The following is a 17,455-nucleotide window of genomic DNA, read 5'->3' on the forward strand; positions in this document are numbered from 1 at the left end:
CGGCGAAACCTCCAGTGTGCCTCAGCCGGGCGGAATGGGGGGTGGTCCGAACTCAGGCCGGGTCGTCCGCCAGCTCCGCGACGCCCGTGATCCGGTGCAGGGGGTAGGTGCGGACCTCGTCGGCCGTGTGGTCGTACGCCGTCACGAAGCCGCCCTCCACCCGCACCGGCGCGATCACCCGCTGGCTGGCCGCGCCGTCCGCGTTGACGTAGCCGATCCACAGCGCCGAGCCGGTCAGCACGGCGGCCTGGACGGTGGCCAGGGTCTCGGCCGCGGTGGTGCGCGGCAGCCCGCCCGGCTCGGCGGGGACGGCGTGCGGCTGCTCCTTGCGGACGACCGTGGAGGCCTCGTCGCCCGCGCGGATCGCCCGGACCGCCGCGCCGAGCAGCGTCTCGTCGGGCAGCGGCGGGCCCTCCGGCACGGGGGCGGGAGCGGTACGGGGCGGGGTGCGGCGGGTGTCGGCGCGGTGGATCACCACATCGCCCTCGGCGGACTCGGCGGCCGGGGCGTAGCCCATCGCGCGCAGGCCTTCGAGCAGGGCGGCGGGGTCGGCCTGTGCGGCCAGGACGGTCGGGGCGAGCCGGCGCAGCCGCAGCCCGGCCGACCGCTTGTCCGCGACGATCTCGTCCAGGAGCGCGTCGTCGTCGCAGCGCACATACGCCGAGGCGGCGCCGACCCTGAGGTGCCCGTGGCGGCGGGCCACGTCGTCGATGAGGTAGCTCAGCGGCTGCGGCACGGGCGTGGCGCTGTGCGCGGCCAGGAACGCGTGCAGGTCGGAGGCCGCCTGCCCGGCGTCCAGCGCGCGGCGCACCGAGGCGGGCGTGAACCGGTACACCGTCGCGCCGCCCTTCGACTCGATGTCCGCCAGTACGTTCAGCGTCGCGGCGAGCGGGCGCCGCAGCGGGCCGGGTGCGACGGCGGTGAGGTCGGCCTGGAGCAGCACGTGGTCGACGGGCTCGGGCAGGTGCGGCGCGAGCGCGGCGGCCGCCGCGAGGCCGAGGAGCGGGGTCGTGGTGGCGCCGCCCGGCCGGGGGCCCGCCGTGGTCTCGCCGCCTGGGGCGAGCAGCGCCCGCCCGTGCGCGGCCAGCGCGCCCCGGCCGGTCACGCCCAGCAACTCGGCTTCCGTCAGCGTCCATTGGGCGAGGCGGGGCCGCAGGTCGTCGGGGCCGGTGCGGGTCGGGTGCTCCCAGCGCAGCCGGGCGAGCAACGTCTCCGGGTCGGGCGCGGTGCCTTCGGGCAGCCGCGCGAGCAGGGCGAGGACGCGGTGGCGGACCTCGGGGGCCGGGGAGCGGTCCAGATCGGGGCCGAGGGCCGCCAGGGTGCGGGCCCGGGCGTCCTGACCGCCGACCAGGCCCGGTGTACGGGTCGCCGTGAGCCAGGCGACGGCGAGCCGCGACCAGCGCTCGGCGGGCGGCAGGTCCAGCCAGCCGTCGTACGCGGGCGTCGGCGCGTACCGCTCGTCTGCTTCCCCGTCCGACGCCAACAGTCCGGCCGCATAGGCGAGTTCGAGCCAGAAGGCGGCCACCTGCTCGGTGGTGTCGAGGGCCGCCGCCGTCCGCTTCAGGTCGCGCACGCTCAGACCGCCCGCACGCAGCACGGCGGGCCCGCCCTCGTTCCACTCCGCCAGCAGGTCCTCGACCATGGTCAGCGCGGTCAGGGCCTGGCCCGCCGCCGCGGAGTCCACCACCTGCGGCCGGTACTCCCGGGCCGGCGCGACGGCGGGCGCCACCGGCTCGGGCGCCCGGTGTGCGCGCCCGGCGCGTAGATGCAGGGCGACCTCGCGCGGCAGGACGACCGTGCGCGCCGACGTGGGCAGCAGCAGCCCGTGGTCGCGCAGCCAGCGCACCGGCGGCGCGGGATCCGCCGACACCTCCCCGTACGGCGGCCCCCACACCAGCCGGTCGAGCACCGCGAGCGCCTCCGGCGGGGCGGTGTCCAGGAGCGCCGACATCCGTACCCGGTCGGTGAAGAGCGAGGTCAGCGCGGCGAAGGCGGAGACCGGATCGTGGGTGGCGGACAGCCCCGCCGTCCGCAGGATCTCCTGCACCCGCCCCGGCGACATCCCGGCCGTGGCCTCGGCGACGGTCGGGCCGAGGCCGGTGGGGGAGGGGTGCGCGGGGGAGGGCGCGAGCAGCTCGCGGGCGGTGCGCACCAGCCGCAACTGCTCGTCGGACCCCCACACGAGCGCCTGCTCCCGCAGCCCCGCGAGGGCCCCCGGCAGCGCGCTCTCGACGGCGGAGTCCCCTTCGTCCCCCGCCAGCAGCGCGAGCAGCACGGGATACGGCGCCGGGTCCGGCGCCACGGCCAGGGCCTGCGCGGTCTGCAGCGCGAACCGGTCCAGCCGCTCCAGCGCCCGTACGACAGAAGCCCGCGTCCCGGCCCGGGTGGCCAGCTGGGTCAGATCGTTCGGTACGGGAGTGAGCAGATCGGGCCGGGCGCGCAGCAGCGCGGCGAGGGAGGCGTCGGGACGGGAGCGGAGGGCTTCGGCGAGGGTGCGGGGGGAGGGCGCGCGAGCGCCGCTGTCGGCGCTGTCGCCCTCTCCGCCTGCTTCTCCGCCCGCTCCGGCCGTTGCTTCGGACACGTGCGCCTCCTGGTCGCGCTCGCCGGTCCCCATCCGCCCCACGGTAGCCGCTGCGCGCTACCGTCAGGGCAGGGAGGCGGCGGCGGGCCCCGGCGGGGCACGGAGGGGAACGGTGTGGGGATCGAGAGCGACCAGCTTGTCTACGACTATCTGAGCCGGGTCGGCGACCTGGCCCAGCAGCGGCAGCTGCCCTCGGCAGCACGGATGCGGCTGGTGTCCACGCTGCGTGACGAGATCGACCGCAGGCGGGGGAAGTTCGCCGGCGACTCCCCGGCCGCGGTGCGCCGCATCCTGGGGCGGCTCGGTACGCCGGACGAGGTGGTGGAGTCGGTCACGACGGGCGGTGCGTACGCGGCGCCGCCGGACGTGGAGACGGCGGGGCGGGGCGTGCCGGGGCAACGGGACGGCGGCCGGGGCCGCCGCGCCCCGTTCCCCCGCCCGCGCGCGTCGTCGCCGCCCCCGCCTTCACCCTCGCCTTCGCCGCAGACGGCCGCGTCCCCGCCCCACCTGGCGGGAATGGACGAACTCGGCCCGTCGGACGGCGAACCGGACTGGTGGCGGATCGAACCGGGCCCGCTGGGCGGGATGGGCGGGATGCAGGGGGAGCCGGTGGCGGGGTTCGTGGGTGGGGTGGAGATCCCGGAGATACTGCGGCCGCCGGAGTCGGCGTCGGCGTCGGAGGCGGAGGTCTCGGAGCCCGAGGAGACCCTGGAGGAGGAGCCCGCCGCGGCCCCCCAGGGCCTGAACTGGCGGGCCCTGCTCCCGGGCGGGACCGCGAAGTCCCCCCGCCGCTCCCTGACGAACCCTCTTCTGCTGCTGGCGGCCGGGCTCCTGGTGACGGGCGCGGTCCTGGGCAACTGGCTCGCCCTGGGCGGGGGCTGGCTCCTGGCGTACGTGTCGCGCCGCCTGACCCCCGCGGAGACGAAGTGGGCGGTACTGGGTCTCCCGTCCCTGGCGGTGGTCGGCGGCCTGGTGTGGCTGTGGGGCCGCCAGAACGAGCGCTGGGGCACGCCGATCGCCGAGGGGGCGATGGGGGATGCGGTGGCGGGGGTGTGGCCGTGGGTGGTGCGGGCGGCTGCGCTGTCGTCGGCGGCGTTCCTGACGTGGCGCTCGCAGCGGCACCGCTGATTTTTCCCCACCCCGCCCCTTCCCGTAACCCTCCGGGGGTGGGGGGAGGTGAGGTGGGTGGGTTCCCCTGGGGGCCGCGCCCCCAGACCCCCAGCGGGGCTGCGCCCCTGCACCCCGCTTTCGGGTCTGCGCCCCTGCGCGGTGGGGGGAGGTGAGGTGGGTGGGTTCCCCTGGGGTCTGCGCCCCCAGACCCCCAGCGGGTCTGCGCCCCTGCACCCCGCTTTCGGGTCTGCGCCCCTGCACCCCCTTGCGGGTCCTGCTGCCCCTGCACCCGCTCACGGGGGCTTTCCCCCCGTTACCCCCGCCGGGGCTGCGCCCCCGCCCCCGCTTCGGGGCTCCGCCCCGGACCCCGCTCCTCAAACTCCCCCAAGGACTTCGTCCAGGGGGGACCCCCAGGGGCTGGAGGTGCCTTCAGGGGCGCGGGGAACTGCGCGATCAGCCACAGACAACCCGCAGACAAGCACCGGGCGAAGAAGGGGCGCGGGGAACTGCGCGACCAGCCCCCACCGGACCCGCACACGAACGGGGGGCCGGGGGCGCAGCCCCCGGGAAAGGAGCCTCAGCCCCCGCCCACCCCCGGAGGCCACGCGGCGGAGCCGTAGATGCCACAGCGGGAAGGGGCGGGGCGGGGGCGGACCCCACAATGGGGGGCATGGCTTCGCAGACCCCCACCGTCGGGTTCGACCTCGACATGACCCTCATCGACTCCCGCCCCGGCATCCACGCCTGCTACCTCCGCCTGTCCGCGGACACCCGCACCCACATCGACGCCGACGCCGCCGTCAGCCGGCTGGGCCCGCCGCTGGAGTGGGAGCTGAGCCACTGGTTCCCCGAGGAGCGCATACCGGAGATGGTCGGGCGCTACCGCGAGCTGTACGCCACGTACGCCATCGAGCCCTCCCCCGCCCTCCCCGGCGCCGCCGACGCGATCCGCGCCGTCCAGGAGCTCGGCGGGCGCGCCATCGTCGTGACCGCCAAGAACCGGCCGCAGGCGGCCCTGCACCTCACCCACCTCGGGCTGGAGCCCGACGAGCTGATCGGCGGGCTGTGGGCCGAGGCCAAGGCGGAGGCGCTGCGCGCGCACGGCGCCTCGGTGTACGTCGGCGACCACACCGGCGACGTACGCGGCGCGCACACCGCCGGCGCGCTCTCGGTGGCCGTGCCGACCGGCCCCATCGGCGCGGACGAGCTGCGCGAGGCCGGCGCGGACGTACTCCTCGCCGACCTCACGCGGTTCCGCCCGTGGTGGAAGACGTACGTGGGCGGCCTCTCGGGCCTGTCGTCAAAAGACGCCGCGGGGCCGCCCTGCGGGGGACGACGGGAATGTGACGACAGGCCCTAGCCCGTCGGGCGCTCCGCGCGGCGCTGTGCCGACACCGACGTCACCACGCCCGCCCCGGCCATCAGGAAGCCGACGCCCATCAGCATGCACACCGCGTACGCGATGGGCGGGAACGGTGTCGTGTGCAGGAACAGCGGCGCCACCGTGACCAGCGTGGCGAGCGCGCCGACGAAGAAGACGATGACACCGGCGCGAACCAGCCGGTCCCCGGTGTTCGACTCGTTCCTGGCCGAATTCGCTTGGGTTTCGTTACTCACTCGGTCAGGGTAGTTCCCTGCCCGTAAGGACCTGCCGGGACGTCTTGTCAGCAGCCTCTGGACCATTAGCCTTGTGTCGGCGGGTCCGAAGGCGACCCGCTGCAGTGCTATCCAGAGCCGTTTTCCGCGGCGACCCGCGCACCCGACGACGAGTACGAGGACGAGGACAGACGTGCCTACCGGCAAGGTCAAATGGTTCAACAGCGAGAAGGGCTTCGGCTTTCTCTCCCGCGACGACGGCGGCGACGTCTTCGTGCACTCGTCAGTGCTCCCCTCCGGAGTGGAGACACTCAAGCCCGGCCAGCGCGTGGAATTCGGCGTCGTGGCGGGCCAGCGCGGTGACCAGGCTCTCTCGGTGACGGTCCTCGACCCGGCGCCCTCGGTCGCGGCGGCCCAGCGCCGCAAGCCCGACGAACTGGCCTCCATCGTCCAGGACCTGACCACGCTGCTTGAGAACATCACGCCGATGCTGGAGCGCGGCCGCTACCCCGACAAGGCGGCGGGCAAGAAGATCGCCGGACTGCTGCGGGCGGTGGCCGACCAGCTCGACGTCTGAGCAGTCAGACGAAGCTGAGCGCGTCGCGGTCGAGCGGAGGCACCAGACCCTCGGCCGCGGCCCGCGTCAGCAGCCCGCGCACCGCCGCGTAGCCGTCCTCGCCCAGATCGTGCGTGAACTCGTTGACGTAGAGCCCGATGTGCTGGTCGGCCACCGCCGGGTCCATCTCCTGGGCATGCTCCCGTACGTACGGCCGGGAGGCCTCCGGATCGTCCCAGGCCATGCGGACGGACGTACGGATGACGTCGGCCAGCTCGCGCAGCTTCGCGCCGCCCAGCGACCGGCGGGCGATGATCGCGCCCAGCGGGATGGGCAGCCCGGTCGTGGACTCCCAGTGCTCGCCCATGTCGGCCAGCGAGTGCAGCCCGTACTCCTGATAGGTGAACCGGGCCTCGTGGATGACCAGTCCGGCGTCGACCTTGCCGTCGCGCACGGCGGGCATGATCTCGTGGAACGGCATCACGACGACCTTGCCGACCCCGCCGGGCACCACATCGGCGGCCCACAGCCGGAAGAGCAGATACGCCGTCGAGCGCTCGCTCGGCACGGCGACCGTCTTGCCGGTGAGGTCCACGCCCGGCTCGCGGGTGAGGACCAACGGGCCGCAGCCGCGCCCCAGCGCGCCGCCGCAGGGCAGCAGGGCGTAGTCCTCAAGGACCCATGGCAGTACGGCGTACGACACCTTCAGCACGTCGAAGTCGTTCTCGCCCGGACCTCGTTCGGCGATGCCGTTGGTGATGTCGATGTCCGCGAAGGTGACGTCGATGTCCGGCGCGCCGGGGACGAGGCCGTGCGCCCAGGCGTCGAAGACGAACGTGTCGTTGGGGCAGGGCGAGAAGGCGATGCGCAGCGGCTCAGTCATGACCGTTCCAACTCTCCAGTACGGGCGGGAGCTTCCCGAAAGCGTCGCTGAGTGCGCCGAGCGCGTCCCCGATCCGCCAGGCGGAACGGTCGCGCGGCCCCACGGCGTTGGAGACCGCCCGGATCTCCACGACGGGCACACCCTGCTGCGCCGCCGCCTCCGCGACCCCGAACCCCTCCATCGCCTCGGCGGCGGCGCCGGGGTGGCGGGCGGTGAGCTCGGCGGCGCGGGCGGCGGTGCCGGTGACGGTGGAGACGGTGAGGACGGGACCGTACGCGGCCCCGGTGGCATCGGCGATCGCCCGGCCGAGCCGCTGCGGCGGCAGGTGCGCTGAGCGCCCGAACCCGAGCGCCTCGACATCCAGATAGCCGTCGGGCGTGTCGGCGCCGAGGTCGGCGGCGACGATCCGGGAGGCGACCACGAGCCCGCCGACGGGCGCGACGGGCTGGAACCCGCCCCCGATCCCGGCGGAGACGACGAGGTCGTAAGGGGACGGGGGTCCCCCCTGCTCCTTGAGAGCTTGGGGGAGGGCGAGCGCGGCCGCGGTGGCGGCCGCCACCGCGGCGGGGCCGACCCCGCCGACGAGGACGTCGAAGCCGGCCGGGCACGCCCTCGTGACCGCGTCCCGTTCGACGGGGACGGCGGTCACGACGAGGACGCGCATGTCAGCCGTCGTCTCAGCTGTCGTCGCGCTTGAGCGTGAAGCTCCACACCGACTTGGGCTTGTTCTTGTCGTTGACCTGAATGATGTTGATCTTCTTGGTCTTGGGCACGGCGCCCTGCCCGCCCGTCGCGAAGACGTCCGCGTTCGGGAACGAGCGGTACGTCTTGTTGGACGGCTCGGTGATCGGGTTGCCGTCGAGGACGGCGACCCACTTGTCACCGTGCTCCACGACGTCCGGGTCCACGCCGAGCCGCAGGGTCGAGCCCGGCGAGTAGTCGATGGTCTTCGACGTCTTCACGGCGCTGAGGCAGGTCGTGACCTCTTCGTCGGTCAGCACCTTGCCGTCGTCGCGGCAGGAGGCCTCGGCGTTCACCGAAGTCGTCCCGACGGTCACGGTCGCGAGGGGCGTCGGCTTGTCGCAGGCGGAGAGGACGAGGAGTCCGGCGGAGACAGCGCCCAGGGCGATGCCGGCCCGACGGGCCTTACCAGAGGTGAACGCAACGGTCATGAGCCGAAGGCTATCGGTCCGCCGAGATCACGCCACGCGCGGGTGTGGCGTGCCGCGCCGCGCGGAGCTCAGCAGCCCTCGTACGGACGTGGCCGCGCCGACCCCGAGCAGCCCCGCCGCGACCGACATCCCGACCACTCCGTTCAGCGGCAGGACGATCCCTATGGCACCGCCGAGCACCCACGACATCTGGAGCACGGTCTCCGAGCGCGCGAACGCGGAGGTCCGCACCTCCTCGGGCACATCGCGCTGGAGCATCGCGTCCAGGGACAGCTTCGCCAGCGCCTGGGTGAACCCGGCGGTCGCGCCGAGCACCGCCATCAGTACCCCGCTGAAGAACACCGCCGCGCACACCGACGCGCCGAGCGCGGTCATCAGCGCCATCACGATGATGATCTCCGGGCCCCGGGAGCGCAGCATCGAGCCCGCCGCCGTGCCCAGCGCGTTGCCGACGCCCGCCGAGACGCCGACCACGCCGAGCGAGACGGCGGCGCTCTGCCCGGCCAGCGGGTGCTCGCGCAGCAGGAACGCAAGGAAGAAGATCAGGAAACCGGAGAGGGAGCGCAGGGCCGCGTTGGCGATCAGCCCGTTCTGCACGGACGAGCCGACCGTGCGCAGTCCCGGTTTGCGCCCGCCGTGGTCGACCAGCTGCGCCTTGCGCTCCCCCTTGGCGGAGTCCACCTTGTGGTCCAGCGTGAACGCCAGGAAGGTGCCCGCCACGAAGACACAGAACGCCCCATAAAGCGGCCACTGGGGCCCGACGTGCTGCAGCCCCGCGCCGATCGGGGCCGCCGCGGCCGTCGCGAGCAGCCCCGCGAGTGTGACTCGCGAATTGGCTTTGACCAGCGAGAACCGTGGTGGCAGCAGCCGGGGCACGACCGCGCTGCGCACCACTCCGTACGCCTTCGACGCCACCAGGACGCCGAGCGCCGCCGGATACAGCTCCAGGCCGCCGGTGGCCACCGCGCCCGACATGGTGAGCGCCAGCAGCGCCCGCGCGAGCATCGCGCCCGCCATCGCGGCGCGCCGGCCGTGCGGCATCCGGTCGAGCAGCGGGCCGATCACGGGGGCCAGGAGGGTGAACGGGGCCATCGTGATCGCCAGGTACAGCGCGACCCGGCCGCGGGCCTGATCGGTCGGGACGGAGAAGAAGACGGTGGACGCCAGGGCCACGGTGATCATCACGTCACCCGCGCCGTTCACCGCGTGCAGCTCGATGAGCTTGCCCAGGCCCGACTCACCGGCGCCGTGCGCGTGCGTCGCCCTTCTGATGGAACGGGCGGGGCCCGTGATGGGCCTGTGCAGCGCTCGGCCGACCGTCCGCCCCGCCCTGCGGAGGGGACTGGCCTTGTCGGTGGACCTTACGGTAGCCACCCAGTCATAGTGCCCCAACCCCGCCCGACCATGACGTACCGACGGGGATTCGGACCGGCAGGTGGGCCACGGGCCACGAAGGGGGTAGCGTGACAGGCGCGCCGCCCGCGGCTGCTCATGGCCGCGCGCCTCTCCGCGATCCCGCAGAATGGATAGCAGAAGGCGCGCCCCTGACAGTTCACGGCCCGGGCGCGGACGTCGACGCGGCCCTTTGGTCCGCTCCGTTCGCGACTCGTACGTACGCGGTCCTCGGCGCACCCGTGAGACGGCGTAGGAGAGAAGCGAGACCTGTGAGTGCTGCGACGACGCGAAGCCGTACCCCCGACCGCCTGTGCGCCGAAGCGGTCGACCTCGCCCGGGAGGCTGCCGAGGAGGCCGCGCACCCCGGCGTGGTCGGAGAGCACGTATCGGCGGTAGCCGAGGGCGACCGGGTCGTCACGCACTTCTTCGAGTGCAAGGATCCGGGGTACCGGGGCTGGCGCTGGGCGGTGACCGTCGCGCGGGCCTCCCGCGCGAAGCAGATCACCCTCGACGAGACGGTCCTGCTGCCCGGGCCGGACGCGCTGATGGCGCCCGAATGGGTGCCGTGGAGCGAGCGCCTGCGCCCGGGTGACATGGGCCCGGGCGACCTCCTCCCCACCGAGGCTGACGACCTGCGCCTGGAGCCCGGCTACAGCGGCGAGGACGCCCCGCCGCCCAACTCCGCCGTCTCCGAGGAGATGGCCGAGCGGGTCGAGGCGGAGGACGCGGAGCTGGTGGCCCGGCCGCCGGGCACCTCGCGCGGCTCGGTCGCGGCGCTGGCCGAGGAGCTCGGCATGCGCCGGGCCCGCGTGCTGTCCCGCTACGGCCTGTACGCGGCGGCGGACCGCTGGGACGAGTCGTTCGGCGCGAAGACCCCGATGGCGCAGGCGGCCCCGGCGTCCTGCGTCACCTGCGCCTTCCTGGTCCCGCTTGAGGGATCGCTCCGCCAGGCCTTCGGTATCTGCGCGAACGAATTCGGTCCGGCGGACGGGCATGTCGTGTCGCTGGCTTACGGCTGCGGGGGCCACTCGGAGGCGGCGGTCATGCCGAAGCCCCCCCGCCCGTCCCCCCCGGTCCTCGACACCCTGGGCTCCGACGCCCTCTCCCTGCGCCCTTCTGCCGACAGCGGGTCGGTCGAGGTGGCGGGGGATGCGGGGGCGGAGGACCTGGGCCACTCGTGATGCGGGGGCTTGGGCCCCCGCCCCGCCCGTTCCCGCTGTGACATGTGCGGCTCCGCCGCGTGGCCTCCGGGGGTGGGTGGGGGGTGAGGGCGGGTCTCCCGGGGGCCGCGCCCCCGGACCCCCGGGCGGGGCCTGCGGCCCCTGCACCCCGCTTTCGGGGCTCCGCCCCGGACCTCGCTCCTCAAACTCCCCCAAGGACTTCGTCCAGGGGGGACCCCCAGGGGCTGAAGTTGCCCGGGCCCCGCTCCTTGCACGCCGGAGGGGCTGGAGGTGCCATAAGGGGCGCGGGGAACTGCGCGACCAGCCCCCACCGGCCTGCAGACAATGCCCGGGCCGAGACAGGGGCGCAGCCCCGTTGGGCGGGACGCGGTACCTTCGGCCCCCAAGGTTCAACTTTCGCAGAAGCGGGGTACGGCGTGATCGTGAAGGCGACGGCGGTCGAAGGGGCCGACCCCTTCGGGACGGGGCGACTCCGGCGCGGGGTCATCGACACCTGGGCCGCCGCCCCAGCGCGCTTCCGCGAGGACGCCAACGCCGAGGAGGACCTCGCCCTTGGCGGGTACCGGGACCGGCTCGTCGTGGAGCTGGCCCAGAATGCCGCTGATGCCGCCGCACGCGCAGGCGTGCCCGGGCGGCTCAGGCTGACCCTCCACCCCGGCGCCCCCGGCGAACAGCCCGTCCTCGCTGCCGCCAACACGGGCACGCCCCTCGACGCCACGGGTGTGGAGTCGCTCTCCACCCTCCGCGCCTCCGCCAAGCGGCGCGACGCCGGCACCGCCGTCGGACGGTTCGGCGTCGGGTTCGCCGCCGTCCTCGCCGTCAGCGACGAACCCGCCGTCGTCGGCCGCACCGGCGGCGTCCGCTGGTCGCTGGCCGAGGCGCGGGATCTGGCCGCCGAGGCCGCCCGCTTCAGCCCCGGCCTCGGGGACGAACTGCGCCGCCGCGACGGCCACGTACCCCTGCTGAGGCTCCCCCTGCCCGCCGAGGGGTCGGCACCCGACGGGTACGACACCGTCGTTGTCCTGCCCCTGCGGGACGAGCCCGCCGAGGATCTCGTACTGCGGCTTCTCGCCGCCGTCGACGACGCACTGCTCCTCACCCTCCCCGGCCTCGTCGAGGTCATCGTCGAAACCCCGGACGGCTCGCGCGTGTTGCGCCGCTCCGAGCAGGACGGGTACGTCCACATCGATGACACCCGGGAGGGGCTCAACCGCTGGCGGGTCGTCAGCGACAGTGGGGCCCTCGGCGCCGAACTCCTCGCCGACCGGCCCGTCGAGGAGCGGTTGCGGCCGCACTGGTCGGTCACCTGGGCCGTGCCGGTGGACCTGGACGGTGCTCCTCAGCGGCCCCGTACCGCCCCCGTCGTCCACGCTCCCACCCCCACCGACGAACCCCTCGGCGTGCCCGCACTGCTCATCGCGTCGCTGCCGCTGGACACCGCCCGGCGCCACCCCGCCCCGGGGCCGCTGACGGACTTCCTGGTGGAGCGCGCCGCCGACGCGTACGCCCGGCTGCTCGGTGACTGGCAGCCCGTGTCGACCGGCACCGTCGACCTCGTGCCCGGCCCGCTCGGGCGGGGCGAGCTGGACGGGGCGCTGCGCGCCGCGATCCTGGAGCGGCTGCCCCGGGTCGCGTTCCTCGCCCCGGCCGTGCCGTCCGAAGAGCTGCCCGCGCTGCGGCCGTTCGAGGCCGAGGTCGTGGAGGGGGCGGGCGCCGACACCGTGAAGGTGCTCGCGGAGGTGCTGCCCACGCTGCTGCCCGCCGGTCTTGAGCGCCGCGCCGAGCTGCGTGCGCTCGGCGTCGGGCGGCTGCCGCTCGGCGACGCCATCGAGCGCATCGGCGGCGCCGAGCGCGCGCCCGAGTGGTGGTACCGGCTCTACGACACCCTCGCCGGCGTCGACCCCGACCGGCTCTCCGGTCTGCCGGTGCCGCTCGCGGACGGGCGTACGGCCATCGGGCCCCGGCAGATCCTGCTGCCCCTGGCCCACACCCCCACCGACCTCGGCCGGCTGGGTCTCAAGGTCGCGCACGCGGACGCCACGCACCCCCTCCTGGAGAAGCTCGGCGCCCTGCCCGCCACGCCCCGGGCCGTCCTGACGACCCCCCAGGTACGGGCCGCCGTCGCCGCCTCCCTCGACGGCGCGGAGATCTGGGACGAGGACGCGCTCGACGCCGAGGAACTCGCCGAGACCGTACTGGCGTTGGTACGCGACGCCGCCCTGGAGCCCGGCGACGAGCCGTGGCTCGGCGCGCTCGCCCTGACCGACGAGGACGGCGAACTCGCCCCCGCCGGTGAACTCGTCCTGCCCGGCAGCCCCTTCGCCTCCGTCATCCGCCCCGGCGAGCTCGCCGAGGTCGACGCGGAGCTCGCGGGCCGCTGGGGCGAGCAGCCGCTGGCCGCCTGCGGTGTGCTGGCGACCTTCGCCCTGGTCCGGGCCACCGACATCGTCCTCGACCCGGACGAACTGGAACCCCGCGACGGCGACTTCGCCGAGCCCGACGACGCCGGGCTGCTCGACGCGGTCGACGTGTGGTGCGAGGACGTCCTCGACCGGCTGCCGCACACGCCGGTGCCGCCGGTGGCGACGGAGATCGTGGCGGTACGGGACCTGGACCTCGTCGACGACGAAGCCTGGCCGCAGGCGCTGGCGATGCTCGCCCGGCCGCCGCTGCGGGACGCGCTGACCCAGCCCGTACGGATCCTGCTGCCGGACGGCACGACGGAGACGGTCCGCCCGTACACGGCGTGGTGGCTGCGCGGCCACCCCGTCCTCGGCGGCCGCCGCCCGGCGGGTCTGCGCGCGGCCGGGTCCGATCCGCTGCTGGCCGGTCTGTACGAGCCGGCCGACGCGACCGGCTTCGAAGACGAGCAGGTGCTGCGGGCCCTCGGCGTACGTACGTCGGTGGCGGCGCTCCTCGACGAGCCCGGCGGCGCGGCCGAGCTCCTCGCCCGCCTCGCGGACCCCGACCGCCCGGTCTCGGACGCCCAACTCCACGCCCTCTACACGGCGCTGGCCGACCTCGACCCCGATCAGGTGACGCTCCCCGACGAGCTGCGGGCGGTCGTGGACGGGGAGGTACGGGTGGTGGACGCGGGCGACGCGGTGGTGGCGGACACGCCGGACCTGTTGCCGCTGACGTCCGGGGTGCCGCTGCTCCCGGTCGCCCCCTCGCGTGCGGCCGACCTCGCGGAGCTGCTCCAGGTGCGGCGTCTCGGTGAGTGGGTGACGGCGGAGGTGACGTCGGTCGGGACCGAACACGAGGTCCCGGAGGCGGTCAGGACCCTGCTGGGCTCTGCTACGCCGTCGACGTACGTCGAGCACGAGGAGCTGTTGGCGGGCGGGGTCGAACTGGACTGGCGCCAGGCCCCTGACGGGGCGGTGCACGCGGCGACGCTGGAGGGTGTCGCGGCGGCCCTCGCCTGGGCGGCGGGCCAGTGGCCGCGCCGCTTCGAGGTGGCCGCGCTGTTGGAGGACCCGTCCCGGACGCCGGAACTGGCGCGGGCGCGCTGGTTCGACTAGGTCCTGGGCCCCACCCCGCCCCTTCACCTAAACCCTCCGGGGGTGGGTGGGGGTTGAGGTGGGTTTCCCAGGGGCTGCGCCCCCGGACCCCTGGGCGGGGGCTCCGCCCCGTGCACCCCTGGCGGGGCCTGCGGCCCCTGCACCCCTGGGCGGGGCCTGCGGCCCCTGCACCCTGCGACTGGGCTCCGCCCCGGACCCGTTCGTCTGCGGGTCGTCTGTGGCTGGTCGCGCAGTTCCCCGCGCCCCTGAAGGGCGGGAGCTTCGCTCCCTGCCCCCCGCTCCGCAAACGCCGGAGGGGCTGAAATGTGCCCGATCCCCGTTCTGCCTGAAGGGGCGCGGGGAACTGCGCGCCCAGCCTCCACCGAACCCGCAGACGAACGCCGGGCCTGAAGGGGCGCGCTCAGCCCTCACCGAACCCGCAGACGAACCCCGGGCCAAAAAGGGGCGCGGCCGGCCACGCGCCGGCCCGCAGTCGAAAGCGTCCCCCGAAACGGCTACGCCGCGACCCTCCGGTCCACCCACCTCCACGCGAACTCCAAACCCACCGCCCCCAACCCCGCGATCCCCACCGCAGCCCACGGCAACGTCGTCCCGACCAGCTTCAGCGCGAAGAACGACTGGAGCCCCGGGACCGCCAGGACCAGGAGGAACGCCGCGCCCATCGACAGCACCAGGCAGATCCGCCACCACGTGTACGGGCGGGCGATGATCGCCAGGACCCACATCGAGACCAGGAACAACGTGAGGGTCGCCGCGCTGGTCTCCGCCTCCCGCGCGCCGTCCCCGACGTAGTAGTGCCGCGCCAGCAAGTACGTCGCGAACGTCGTCACCGCCGCGATCACCCCGCCGGGGATGGCGTACCGCATCACCCTCCGCACGAAGTGCGGCTGAGCCCGTTCCGTATTCGGCGCCAGGGCGAGGAAGAACGCCGGGATACCGATCGTCAGCGTGGACAGCAGCGTCAAGTGGCGCGGCAGGAACAGGTATTCCACCTGGGTGCACACCACGAGCAGAGCCAGCAGCACCGAGTACACCGTCTTGACCAGGAACAGCGTCGCCACCCGCGTGATGTTGCCGATCACCCGGCGCCCCTCCGCCACCACAGACGGCAGCGTGGCGAAGCTGTTGTTGAGCAGCACGATCTGGGCCACCGCCCGCGTCGCCTCCGAGCCCGACCCCATCGAGACGCCGATGTCCGCGTCTTTCAGGGCCAGTACGTCGTTGACGCCGTCCCCCGTCATCGCCACCGTGTGCCCGCGCGACTGGAGCGCCGCCACCATGTCCCGCTTCTGCTGGGGGGTTACGCGCCCGAACACCGCGTGTGAGTCCAGGACCCCCGCCATCTCCGCCCGGTCCGTCGGCAACTGCCGTGCGTCCACCGTGTTCTCCGCGCCCGGCAGGCCCAGCTTCCCCGCCACCGCGCCCACCGACACCGCGTTGTCACCGGAGATGACCTTCGCGTGGACGCTCTGCTCCTCGAAGTAGCGCAGGGTTTCCCCCGCGTCGGGGCGCAGCCGCTGTTCCAGGACCACCAGCGCCGTCGCGCGCGCGTCCGCCGCGACCTGCGGGTCGTCCAGCTCGCGGCGGGCCCGGGCAAGCAGCAGGACCCGTAGACCCTGCTCGTTCAGCCCGTCGATCTCCGCCAGCGACGGGTCGCCCGGCGGCAGCAGTACGTCCGGCGCACCCAGCAGCCACGTCGAGTTCTCCCCGTCGCCCTCGCTGAACGCCGCGCCGCTGTACTTGCGCGCCGAGGAGAACGGCAGCGACTCCCTGCACCGCCACTCCTCGCTGTCCGGATACGCGTCGATGATCGCCTGCAGGGACGCGTTCGGGCGCGGGTCGGACTCACCCAGCGCGCCGAGGACCTTGCGTATGTACGCCTCCTCCGCGCCTCCCAGCGGCCGCAGTTCCGTGACGTCCATGCCGCCCTCGGTGAGCGTGCCCGTCTTGTCGAGGCACACCACGTCCACGCGCGCGAGGCCCTCGATCGCCGGGAGCTCCTGCACCAGGCACTGTTTGCGGCCGAGCCGGATCACCCCGATCGCGAAGGCCACCGAGGTCAGCAGGACAAGCCCCTCGGGGATCATCGGGACGATGCCGCCCACGGTGTACGCCACGGACTGCTTGAAGTGGTCGTCCTTGACCACGAGCTGGCTGATCACGAGGCCTATGGAGGTCGGGATCATCAGCCACGTCACGTACTTGAGGATCATCGAGATGCCCGAGCGCAGTTCGGAGTGGACCAGCGTGAAGCGGCTGGCCTCCTCCGCGAGCTGCGCCGCGTACGCCTCTCGCCCGACCTTGGTCGCGGTGAACGCGCCGCCGCCCGCGACCACGAACGACCCGGACATCATCCGGTCGCCGGGCTTCTTCAGCAGGGGGTCGGCCTCGCCGGTGAGCAGCGACTCGTCGACTTCGAGGCCGTCGGTCTCCACCACCTCGCCGTCGACCACCACCTTGTCGCCGGGGCCGAGTTCGACCAGGTCGCCGAGGACGATCTCGGAGGTGGAGATCTCGGCGGCGACCCCGTCGCGCCGGACCGTCGGCTTGGCCTCGCCGATGACCGCGAGCCCGTCCAGGGTCTTCTTGGCGCGCAGCTCCTGGATGATGCCGATGCCCGTGTTGGCGATGATCACGAAGCCGAAGAGGCTGTCCTGGAGCGGCGCCACGAAGAGCATGATCAGCCAGAGGACGCCGATGATCGCGTTGAAGCGGGTGAAGACGTTGGCGCGGACGATCTCGGCGGTGGAGCGGCTGCTGCGGACCGGTACGTCGTTGACCTCGCCCCGGGCGACGCGTTCGGCGACTTCGGCGGTGGTCAGACCGGTGGCCCGGCCGGACGCCACGGGCGGCGGCACGGGGTGGACGGGGTCGAGTTCCGCCCCGGCGTCGATATTGGCGCGCTGCGTCATGTTTTCGACGGTACGGGGGGAATTCCCGGTTCACCTGCCGGGAACCTCGAACATCAGACCAAGGGAGGAGACGAATGGTCCTGTGGCGGTATGCGGGGAGGGAGCGACTCCTACCGGCTCTACCGCTTCTCCTGGCGGCTCCCGGCTTCCGTCTGCTCCGCCGCGTGCCGCTTGAGGGCCGCCTCGCGCCCTCGTACGTACCAGATGCCGATCAGGCCGAGACCGCCGCCGGCCAGGCAGGTCCACACCCACCACAGGTGCCCGTGGTCGTCGAACCAGCCGTAGAACGGCAGCTGGACGAGGAAGAGGACGAACCAGAGGATCGTGCCGCCGGTGATGGTGGCGACGACGGGCCCTTCCAGGGGCTCCGGCGCCTCGTGCTTGGGTGTCCACTTCGCCATGCGATCAGTGTAGGGGGAGGGGTCCGGCGGCCCGTCGACCCTCTCGGCGCCCAGGCGCCCCTTGTGTCTACGCGCGGAGATAGCGATCTTTGGCTTATGTATTCATACTGAAACGGCTTACGGCTGACTCGTTTTGTTCGTTGAAAC

The 17,455-nt window shown here is 73.9% G+C and carries 13 protein-coding genes; 5 read left to right on the plus strand and 8 right to left on the minus strand.

Annotated elements, in window-relative coordinates; translation table 11 throughout:
• Positions 1 to 52: 52 nt before the first annotated feature.
• Complete coding sequence (locus ACZ499_RS02880; protein ID WP_468671518.1) at positions 53 to 2,614, minus strand: helicase-associated domain-containing protein; 2,562 nt, start codon at positions 2,612 to 2,614, stop codon at positions 53 to 55.
• Positions 2,615 to 2,695: 81 nt separating this feature from the next.
• Here ACZ499_RS02880 and ACZ499_RS02885 point away from each other — a divergent pair, with 81 nt between their 5' ends.
• Together ACZ499_RS02885 and ACZ499_RS02890 are read left to right on the plus strand one after the other, a co-directional pair.
• Complete coding sequence (locus ACZ499_RS02885; RefSeq protein WP_468671520.1) at positions 2,696 to 3,709, plus strand: hypothetical protein; 1,014 nt, start codon at positions 2,696 to 2,698, stop codon at positions 3,707 to 3,709.
• Positions 3,710 to 4,352: 643 nt separating this feature from the next.
• Complete coding sequence (locus tag ACZ499_RS02890) at positions 4,353 to 5,051, plus strand: HAD family hydrolase (RefSeq protein WP_468671522.1); 699 nt, start codon at positions 4,353 to 4,355, stop codon at positions 5,049 to 5,051.
• Here ACZ499_RS02890 and ACZ499_RS02895 read toward each other — a convergent pair.
• On the minus strand, positions 5,048 to 5,308 hold the full coding sequence (locus ACZ499_RS02895; RefSeq protein ID WP_385826723.1) for a hypothetical protein: 261 nt from the start codon (positions 5,306 to 5,308) through the stop codon (positions 5,048 to 5,050). The two genes, ACZ499_RS02890 and ACZ499_RS02895, sit on opposite strands and share 4 nt — an antisense overlap.
• A gap of 172 nt (positions 5,309 to 5,480) precedes the next feature.
• Between ACZ499_RS02895 and ACZ499_RS02900 the strand changes: the two genes are divergently transcribed.
• On the plus strand, positions 5,481 to 5,864 hold the full coding sequence (locus ACZ499_RS02900; protein WP_067162767.1) for a cold-shock protein: 384 nt from the start codon (positions 5,481 to 5,483) through the stop codon (positions 5,862 to 5,864).
• Between the two features lie 4 nt (positions 5,865 to 5,868).
• On the opposite strand, the gene ACZ499_RS02905 is transcribed toward ACZ499_RS02900, so the two are convergent.
• The 4 genes from ACZ499_RS02905 to ACZ499_RS02920 are packed head-to-tail and all read right to left on the minus strand — an operon-like array spanning position 5,869 to position 9,272.
• Positions 5,869 to 6,726, minus strand: coding sequence for a 1,4-dihydroxy-6-naphthoate synthase (locus ACZ499_RS02905; protein ID WP_468671528.1), 858 nt, complete (start codon positions 6,724 to 6,726; stop codon positions 5,869 to 5,871).
• Positions 6,719 to 7,390, minus strand: a complete 672-nt coding sequence (locus ACZ499_RS02910) for a futalosine hydrolase (RefSeq protein WP_468671531.1) — start codon at positions 7,388 to 7,390, stop codon at positions 6,719 to 6,721. Before ACZ499_RS02910 ends, ACZ499_RS02905 begins: the two co-directional genes overlap by 8 nt.
• 13 nt (positions 7,391 to 7,403) lie before the next feature.
• Positions 7,404 to 7,898 carry a DUF2771 domain-containing protein gene (locus ACZ499_RS02915; RefSeq protein WP_468671533.1) on the minus strand — a complete coding sequence of 165 codons (495 nt, stop codon included), beginning with the start codon at positions 7,896 to 7,898 and terminating at the stop codon, positions 7,404 to 7,406.
• 27 nt (positions 7,899 to 7,925) lie between these two features.
• Positions 7,926 to 9,272: an MFS transporter gene (locus ACZ499_RS02920; RefSeq protein ID WP_468671535.1), complete on the minus strand. Its 1,347-nt coding sequence runs from the start codon at positions 9,270 to 9,272 to the stop codon at positions 7,926 to 7,928.
• 290 nt (positions 9,273 to 9,562) lie between these two features.
• Between ACZ499_RS02920 and ACZ499_RS02925 the strand changes: the two genes are divergently transcribed.
• A complete protein-coding gene (locus tag ACZ499_RS02925; RefSeq protein WP_468671537.1) occupies positions 9,563 to 10,474 on the plus strand; it encodes a DUF3027 domain-containing protein in 912 nt (303 codons plus the stop codon).
• Between the two features lie 422 nt (positions 10,475 to 10,896).
• Positions 10,897 to 13,995: a sacsin N-terminal ATP-binding-like domain-containing protein gene (locus ACZ499_RS02930; RefSeq protein ID WP_468672076.1), complete on the plus strand. Its 3,099-nt coding sequence runs from the start codon at positions 10,897 to 10,899 to the stop codon at positions 13,993 to 13,995.
• Between the two features lie 494 nt (positions 13,996 to 14,489).
• Here ACZ499_RS02930 and ACZ499_RS02935 read toward each other — a convergent pair whose 3' ends face one another.
• Both ACZ499_RS02935 and ACZ499_RS02940 read right to left on the minus strand, forming a co-directional pair.
• Positions 14,490 to 16,907 (minus strand): HAD-IC family P-type ATPase, encoded by a 2,418-nt coding sequence (locus ACZ499_RS02935; protein ID WP_468671539.1) that lies wholly within the window; start codon positions 16,905 to 16,907, stop codon positions 14,490 to 14,492.
• A 119-nt stretch (positions 16,908 to 17,026) separates the two neighbouring features.
• Entirely contained in the window at positions 17,027 to 17,308 is a 282-nt protein-coding gene (locus ACZ499_RS02940) for a DUF2530 domain-containing protein (protein WP_468671541.1), read from the minus strand.
• Between the last annotated feature and the right edge of the window lie 147 nt (positions 17,309 to 17,455).

It is taken from the genome of Streptomyces sp. NPDC031265 (assembly GCF_055570295.1).